8 protein-coding genes are annotated in these 7,646 nt (G+C 27.7%); 1 reads left to right on the top strand and 7 read right to left on the bottom strand.

All coding sequences use genetic code 11. The features are described from left to right. Positions 1-59 precede the first annotated feature (59 nt). The 7 genes from HALSAC_RS0112170 to HALSAC_RS0112200 all read right to left on the bottom strand — a co-directional run bounded on the left by HALSAC_RS0112170 (position 60) and on the right by HALSAC_RS0112200 (position 7,104). Positions 60-2,810 carry a UPF0182 family membrane protein gene (locus HALSAC_RS0112170; protein ID WP_084804526.1) on the bottom strand — a complete coding sequence of 917 codons (2,751 nt, stop codon included), beginning with the start codon at positions 2,808-2,810 and terminating at the stop codon, positions 60-62. Between the two features lie 73 nt (positions 2,811-2,883). After that, positions 2,884-3,615, bottom strand: a complete 732-nt coding sequence (locus HALSAC_RS15915) for a vWA domain-containing protein (protein ID WP_051412218.1) — start codon at positions 3,613-3,615, stop codon at positions 2,884-2,886. A 193-nt stretch (positions 3,616-3,808) separates the two neighbouring features. Next, positions 3,809-4,042, bottom strand: coding sequence for a hypothetical protein (locus HALSAC_RS0112180; protein WP_027340483.1), 234 nt, complete (start codon positions 4,040-4,042; stop codon positions 3,809-3,811). Between the two features lie 88 nt (positions 4,043-4,130). Continuing rightward, on the bottom strand, positions 4,131-4,625 hold the full coding sequence (locus HALSAC_RS16625; protein ID WP_051412219.1) for a protease complex subunit PrcB family protein: 495 nt from the start codon (positions 4,623-4,625) through the stop codon (positions 4,131-4,133). A 188-nt stretch (positions 4,626-4,813) separates the two neighbouring features. Next, positions 4,814-5,632: a sigma-70 family RNA polymerase sigma factor gene (locus HALSAC_RS15925; protein ID WP_035571893.1), complete on the bottom strand. Its 819-nt coding sequence runs from the start codon at positions 5,630-5,632 to the stop codon at positions 4,814-4,816. 225 nt (positions 5,633-5,857) lie between these two features. Next, the gene (locus tag HALSAC_RS0112195; protein ID WP_027340484.1) at positions 5,858-6,124 is read right to left on the bottom strand and encodes a cupin domain-containing protein; all 267 of its coding nucleotides are present in this window, start codon (positions 6,122-6,124) and stop codon (positions 5,858-5,860) included. 38 nt (positions 6,125-6,162) lie between these two features. Next, a complete protein-coding gene (locus HALSAC_RS0112200) occupies positions 6,163-7,104 on the bottom strand; it encodes a hypothetical protein (RefSeq protein WP_027340485.1) in 942 nt (313 codons plus the stop codon). Between the two features lie 250 nt (positions 7,105-7,354). Between HALSAC_RS0112200 and HALSAC_RS15930 the strand changes: the two genes are divergently transcribed. Next, the coding region (locus HALSAC_RS15930; protein WP_051412220.1) for an FxsA family protein at positions 7,355-7,646 on the top strand (292 nt) is incomplete at its 3' end.

Below are 7,646 nucleotides of genomic sequence, written 5' to 3' on the forward strand. Positions count from 1 at the left end.
TACTTTCCTTGAAAAAAACCTTCATTCAATAGATAAGAGAGGGTTAAACCCTCTCTTATCTATTGAACTTTGTCTTTTAATCTATTTAATTTATCTTCAAAATCACTTAGTAACTCACCATAACTTTGCCAATTTCCACGTCTTAATTCTTCTTGAGTTTCTAAATATAATCTATTGATATCATCCACTAAATCTTTTACTGTCATTATGTTCACTTTATCTTTACTTTCTTCTAATCGATCTTCTGCTATCTTAATTTCTTCATTAATTTTAATATCAAAGAGTGATTTTAAAGCTTCTTCTAGAGTTCTTTCCATTGCAATCCTTTCTCCATAAGCAACAATTACTCTCCTTAATTCAGGTAATTCACTTTGCTCTGCTTGTAAATAAATTGGCTCGACATAAAGTATAGAACTTTCAACTGGTATTACCAAAAGGTTTCCACGAATTACTCTAGACCCCCTTTGGTTCCAGAGACTTAATTGTTGAGATATATTATCATCTTGGTCTATCCTTGTTTCTATTTGCATTGGCCCATATACTAGTTCTTGCTTTGGAAAGTTATAAAGTATCAATTCGCCATAATTATTTGGATCCGATCTAGCTGCTAACCAAGCAATCATATTATTTCTTCTAATTGGAGTAAAGGGAAGCATTAAAATAAAGTTTTCCTCTTCTTCTCCTGGAAGATTCATCAAAGTATAATAGGGTTCCATTATAATGGAAGTTCCTGCATATTTTTCTTGTGGTAATTCCCATAGATCTTCTTCATTGTAAAAAATTTCAGGGTTGGTAATATGATATCGAGTATAGATATCTGCTTGAATTTTAAATAAGTCAACAGGATATCTTAAATGACTTCTTATATCATCAGGCATATCTTCAATAGATGTAAAGAGGTCTGGAAAAATATTATTGTAAGTCATTACTATTGGATCTTCTTCATCTATTATATAGAATTTCACATCGCCATTATAAGCATCTGTTACTACTTTGACAGAGTTTCTAATATAGTTACCCCACCTTTGTGGTTTAGAGTAAGGGTATCTATTGGTAGTAGTATAAGCATCTTGAATCCAAAATAACCTTCCCTCATCATTGATCACTAAATAAGGATCTTGATCATAGCTTAAGAAAGGAGCTATTTTGTTGGCCCTCTCTTTTATATTGCGATCAAATAATATTCTGCTCTCTCTTGTAATATTATCATTTAAAATAATTTTTAAAGTATTATACTTTAAAGCAAAAGCACTTTTTCTAATAAAAGAACTCAGTTCTACCCCACCGTTACCTGTATAATTATAATGTTGATTTGTATCACCTTGTGGATAATCAAATTCTTTAGCTGTAGTATTTGCTATGACATAGTTGCTAGTAAGTTCTCCATAATATATTCTGGGCTGACTTATATTAAAGTAGTCACTCTTAGGCGGTATATCTTTGATAATAAATTCTGGCAATCCACCCTCAGTTACTTCATTTACTGGATTCATTGCTATTCCAAAACCATGAGTATAATTTAACCTCTTATTAACCCAACTTTGAGCTTGACTAGATAAACGGCTTTGATCCAATTCTCTAGCTCCTAACATTACTTGCCTTAACTTTCCATTTATATGGTATCTATCTACATCAATATCATTAAAAGAATAGTAAGAGCGAATACCTTGTAGCTGATCATAAGTAGATATTAATGGTCTAGTGTCCCATAATCTGATATTATCTATAGTTCCTTGATTTTTTAATATACTTTCATAAGTAAGTTCATTATTAATTTCAAAATCTCTCTCTTCTATTATATCAAGGTTATATGCCTTTCTAGTAAATTCAATGTTATGTCCTATAAATTCTCTCTCCATAGCTATCTCATTAGGTTCTACTCTATACCTTTGAATGATTTGAGGATAGATATTATTAACCCCTATATTTAAAGCTATTAAAGAAATAAAACCAATAATTATTATTTTAGGTTTTTTGATTATTATATTGATTAATATGGTTATAGCAAAAATTATCATCGCTACTGTCATTATTCTTAATCCCATTAAATTGGCAGTTACATCAGTGTATCCAGCACCAAAGACAGCACCCTGTGACGAATATAGTAGGTCATATTTACTCAAATGATATGAATAACCTCGTAAAACAAAGAATAAAGCTAATAAAATTGATAAATGGGCATATGCTTTATTATTTGTTGAAATTTCTTTCAATATAGAACTACCTGTTTTAGTTAATATATATAGACTACCAACTAACAATAAAGAAATCGCTACTGAAGTTATTAATATTTGATTGACAAGATTATATATTGGAAGTCTAAAGATGTAATAACTTAAGTCCAAATTAAATAAAGGATCTTTATCTGCAAAAGAGATATGATTAAAATATTTGAGTATATAACTCCAATTATTAGCAAGGTATTTTGCTAAAGGTATTGCCACTAGAGCACTTATAATAAAATAAGTTAAACTTATTCTCTTTTTAGTAAAGAAACTATAAATTCCATTATCATAAATAGAATTTAACTCTACAACATTATTATCTTTTTTTCTTTTAATTTTATCAATCAATTTTAAAGTCTCATTCTTACTCAAATTTAAATTAACAAAGAAAAATAATGCAAAAAACATCCATCCTATAATTCCAATTCCAATTCTAGCCTTGAAGATACTCAAAAATACTTCTGAAAAATGTAAGCTATTAAACCATAAAAATTCAGTATAAAAATTTGTTAAGAAGCTAAAGAAACCATTAAAAATTAATACTATTAAAAACAATATCATTATTATCATTTTGGATTTTATCATCATAATCTCAACCCTTTCTAATTTAAAAGAGACTATTATAATTAAATTTAATTATAATAGTCTCTTTGTTATTTTAAATAGTTCTATATTTTATATTAGTTATCCTTTGAAATATTAAATAAATATTTATTTTAATATTTATAGTAGGAACAATCCTATCTTTTTCAAAATAAGTATAATAATTACCTCCGCCAATCTCAGCTAAAGTCTTTAATTGTATATAATTAAATTTATTTATATCACCAACTTGAATTATATGAAGGTTAATATCTAAAGTTTTAAGTTGATTAATTACTTTTGAGGGCATTATATCTCCCTGGTCTTGACCATCAGTTATCAACAGAATATGTTTTTTTCCTTTAATATTAATCATATCCTTTGTAGCTTTCTCTAAGTTACGACTTAAATTTAATTTTTCACTCTCTTTTACTTCTTTTACTTTTTTAATTATATAATTACTATTATTTTGATTGATAGTTTGTTGGCCTTTTTCATTAGTCAATCTTAGACCTAAGTATATACTGTCCGGTAAGTTATTGATTATATTTTTTATTATTGTTTTGGATATATCTATCTTGCGTTTTCCGTCTATTTCCTCCCACATACTTGTAGATGTATCTAGTATAATATTTATGTTAATTTTTTCATAGTTTTGTGGTAATTGAATCTTATCTGCTTTAATTTCATTATTAAAAGATTTGGATTCGGTAGGTATAGAAATAATATTTAATGTATTAATGCTAAAAATAATAGATAATAATATAATGATTAGAGTTATTAGGGTTAAATTTTGTTTTATTCCCATTGTTTCCTCCTTTGCTTTTTAATAATAAATATGTGATATTAGTTTTTTATATGATATATTTTTAATTTTTTATTTATGTTCATAAATGACCAAGTTTAAAGTGACTTGTTTTCGTTAAATTATAGCAATAATAAAAGGACTCCCAAGGAGATTAATAACTCTCTTGTAAGCCCTTTCTTATTACTTATATTAATTATTCATTATATTCTTCTTTAAAAGCATCCGATTCAGTTAGCATACCCTCTTTGTATAATAATTTAAATGGGTCTGGAGACTTGCTTAGATTAACATCTAACTCTAATAACTCATCCTTTTCCAATACCATTTCTGATATAAAATCACCAATACTCATATCATTTTGATACGAAAGATCTTTTAATAAAGAGTAAGTTTCTTGGGATAGATCAATACTATATTCTGGTTTCATATTCTTCACCCTTTTTTATTTTAGAATTTACTTTATGGGTAAATTTTATACTCTTAAATAGATATAATTCTTTAATTAAACTAAAAGATTAGTATAAGTTATAATCTTTTTCATTTAAAATATCCCCTTCTTCAGAAACAAATACTACCCTATCTACACCTTCTATAATATCTTCTGACAGTTTAACAATATGATGTGGATTGGTTATGGCTTGGGTTACCATATCATCAGGCCCAGGGCCAACAGCTTTAAGAACTACTATTAAATCATCTTTCCTTCTTCTTATCTGCCTAATATTGATTGCATAACCTCCAGTTGGTCTTTCTCCTAATGTAACGTAAACACCTAACTTCCCATCAAAATTAATGTCCCTTAAACCCCTTAAATCACCTTTGAATTGATCGATATTCCCTTCATTAATTAAGATAAACCTACTTCTTTCTGGGTAAGACTCTTGATGCCACTCTCCGCTTAAATCTTGAGAATTTCGATAAAGAAGCTCACCTTGGTTAACGATATCTTCTTTGCAAGCTGTTAACAATAATAACATTAACCCAATAATAAAAATTAATTTCATCTTCATATTAATTACCCTCTCTACTTCTATTATAGTTTTAAGATTAAATTCTATTATCCTCCTTATTCTGTGCAGTTAAAAAAGCAGACTATAGTCTGCTTATCTTATAAGGCTTTATATACTTATTATTTTACCTTTATTATATTATATAAAAATTAATCTTTCAACAAAGCAAAAATATTAATCATACCATTTTAAGCAATACTTAGATAACCCTCTAAGTTCTTATTATAATTAATATTCTTCAACTTATTTAATGCTACATTAAGAAGTTGTCTAATTCTTTCACGTGAGAGATTTAAGACCTTAGCAATCTCTTGAAAAGTTCTCTCTCTACCATCCTCTAAGCCAAATCTTAATCTAACTATCATTTCTTCTCTAGCTGGTAAGTAGGTTAATAACTTGTTAATAGATAACCTTAAATCATCTTCTAAAATTTCATCCATCAAATCAAAATCACTTGGAATTAAAGCAAATAAATCATCTTCTTGTTCACTACCTATCTTATTATCTAGAGAAGATATCTCCTGGCTTAATTTTACTAAATTATGAACTTCATCTAAACTCATCTCTAATTCCTGGGCCAACTCTTCATTAGTCGCTTCTCTTTGTAAATCTTTTCTTAAAAAATCTTGTACTCTCTTTAGCTTATTAATTTTGTTTTGAATTTGAAAAGATAATCTGATTGTCCTACCTTGACGCTTGATTGCTCTTCTTACCTTCTGTTCTATCCACCAAGTGGCATAGGTGCTAAATCTATAGCCTTTAGTATAATCAAATTTTTCTACTGCTATAATTAAACCTATATTTCCTTCTTGAATTAGATCTAAAAAGTCTAAACCTTGCCCAGTATATTTTTTAGCAATACTTATTACTAATCTTAAATTGGAATTAATCAACTCTTCTCTAGCTTCTTGATCACCTTCCATAATTAATTTACCTAACTTTTGTTCTTCTACTTTAGTTAAAAGATCGTGATTACTTTCCTTGAAATATATATCTGTTAAATTCATATCCTCATCTCCTTTTATATAATCGAATAATTTAGTTTTTTGAAATAATTTAATATGGTTTTTAGCTTATATATATATTATAAGGGTTAATTTTTACGAAATTATGACAATTTAAAATTTATTTAAATAAATTTTAAATTGTGTATTCATAAGTGACTAGGTTTTAAGTATACTTAGTATCTGTAAAAAAAGAGAATCCTAATAATAAGAATTCTCTTAATTCTATTATCCTAATTTATAATGCTTTTTAACATCCTCTTCTATCTTCCAGTGGCAACTTAGTCCAGCAGGAAAGGTAACCAAATCACCAGCCCCAAATTCAACTTCTTCTTCCTCTGTCTTTACAATCACTCTTCCTTCTAGGAGATAACAAACTTCATCCTTGCTATAATGCCAATCAAAGCTTGATCTTTCCTTCTCCCAAATTGGCCAATCCTTTACTCCCAAAGTATTTAACTTTTCTTCACTTACACTTTCAACCTTGATCTTCATCTAAACTACCTCCACTTCATTTTTAATTAATCTCTAGATTATATTAAAACAATAGTTATAATTATGAAAGTAATAATAAAGAGCCCAATAAAAAAATACATTAACAAATCATCCTTAGAAGTTAACAGTTCAGAAATATCACCATCTTCTTGTGGTATAGCCAATTTTAGTTCTGCATTACCTTCAAAGGACATTATCCCATAAAACTCTTCATCAAAATCAATTAAAATATTATATACTCTACTTTGACTATCATAGTTAATTTCTTTTATCTCTCCTACTAACTTAAGCTCAGAACTTTCTTCTTTTAATTCTTTACCCTTATCCTCACCCTCTTCAGTAGTTTTTTGAAGATGGTCTAAAGAAACCTTAACAAAAATCTTTTCTCCTTCTTTTAGCTGACCTATCTTCTTACCATTAATAGGGGCTATTATTGGAAGGCATTCTAATAGATTATAATTAACCTCCTCTTCTTCTAAAAAATCTTCTTTAATATCAGTCTGATCCTCATCTATAAATAACTTTGGATATATACCCTTTAACTCTTCTTTACTATTTTTTTCAATATGTATATCTAAGTATATAGCTTCTTTTATAACATCTTCTATCTTCTCTTTAACTAACTCTTTAAGACTATTTTGGTTCGAATTATCATAAAATTTAATCATTTTCAAACAAAACTCTTCATCAAGAGTGGTCTCTAAATCTAAACGAAATCTACGCCCTTGTAACTTCTCGCTATTAGATGCTCTATCTAGAATTCGATTAAAAGCTTTATTTTCTGGGTCAATATAATAGACTTCATCCCTATTACTAAATATAACCTCTAACCTAATAACTCTTTTTTCTTCAATAGAAATAATAGAATCAAATAATCCACATATTTTATTCTTCTTGCCATAGCATAATTTTCCCCTAAAAATCAAGTAACCTTCTTTGGGTAAGTCTTGAAGAAAACCTTCTCCTTTGATTGCTTCCATTTATTCCCTCCTCTTATCTACTATTTCTCCTTATTTACTAATTGTTAATTAAAATATTATATAATCTTAATTCAATATAAGCTAAAATTATCCTCTATTTTTCCATAATAACGATTAATATGATATAATTTAAGTAGAAATGATTTTTTTAAAGTATCTTATTAAAAGTTGATTAATGTAATTTTATTTTTCACATTTTCTTGTTCTTTTGAATATATATATATTATTACAATTACATAGGAGGGATAGTATGTTTAAATTGATATTCATCTTCACTATAATTCCTTTAATAGAGTTGGCCCTATTAGTAAAAATGAGTAATAGCTTTGGCTTATCTTTTATAATAACCTTAGTAACCATAACAGGTCTTTTAGGAGGAGCACTTACCAAACACCAAGGTAAAGAGACTATCAATAAAATTAATGATTCATTAGCTCAAAATCAATTGCCAGCAGATAATTTAATGAATGGTTTATTGGTGTTAATTGGTGGTGTTTTACTGATTACACCAGGAGTCTTAACTGATATTGGAGGCTTTACCT

This window comes from Halonatronum saccharophilum DSM 13868 (genome assembly GCF_000517025.1).
Taxonomy (GTDB): domain Bacteria; phylum Bacillota; class Halanaerobiia; order Halobacteroidales; family Halobacteroidaceae; genus Halonatronum; species Halonatronum saccharophilum.

Bases quoted from the DNA above. Each gene is read 5' to 3' on its own strand.
- HALSAC_RS16625 (WP_051412219.1), bottom strand. From the start codon at position 4,625: ATGAAGATGAAATTAATTTTTATTATTGGGTTAATGTTATTATTGTTA.
- HALSAC_RS0112170 (WP_084804526.1), bottom strand. From the start codon at position 2,810: ATGATAAAATCCAAAATGATAATAATGATATTGTTTTTAATAGTATTA.
- HALSAC_RS15925 (WP_035571893.1), bottom strand. From the start codon at position 5,632: ATGAATTTAACAGATATATATTTCAAGGAAAGTAATCACGATCTTTTA.
- HALSAC_RS0112180 (WP_027340483.1), bottom strand. From the start codon at position 4,042: ATGAAACCAGAATATAGTATTGATCTATCCCAAGAAACTTACTCTTTA.
- HALSAC_RS0112195 (WP_027340484.1), bottom strand. From the start codon at position 6,124: ATGAAGATCAAGGTTGAAAGTGTAAGTGAAGAAAAGTTAAATACTTTG.
- HALSAC_RS15915 (WP_051412218.1), bottom strand. From the start codon at position 3,615: ATGGGAATAAAACAAAATTTAACCCTAATAACTCTAATCATTATATTA.
- HALSAC_RS0112200 (WP_027340485.1), bottom strand. From the start codon at position 7,104: ATGGAAGCAATCAAAGGAGAAGGTTTTCTTCAAGACTTACCCAAAGAA.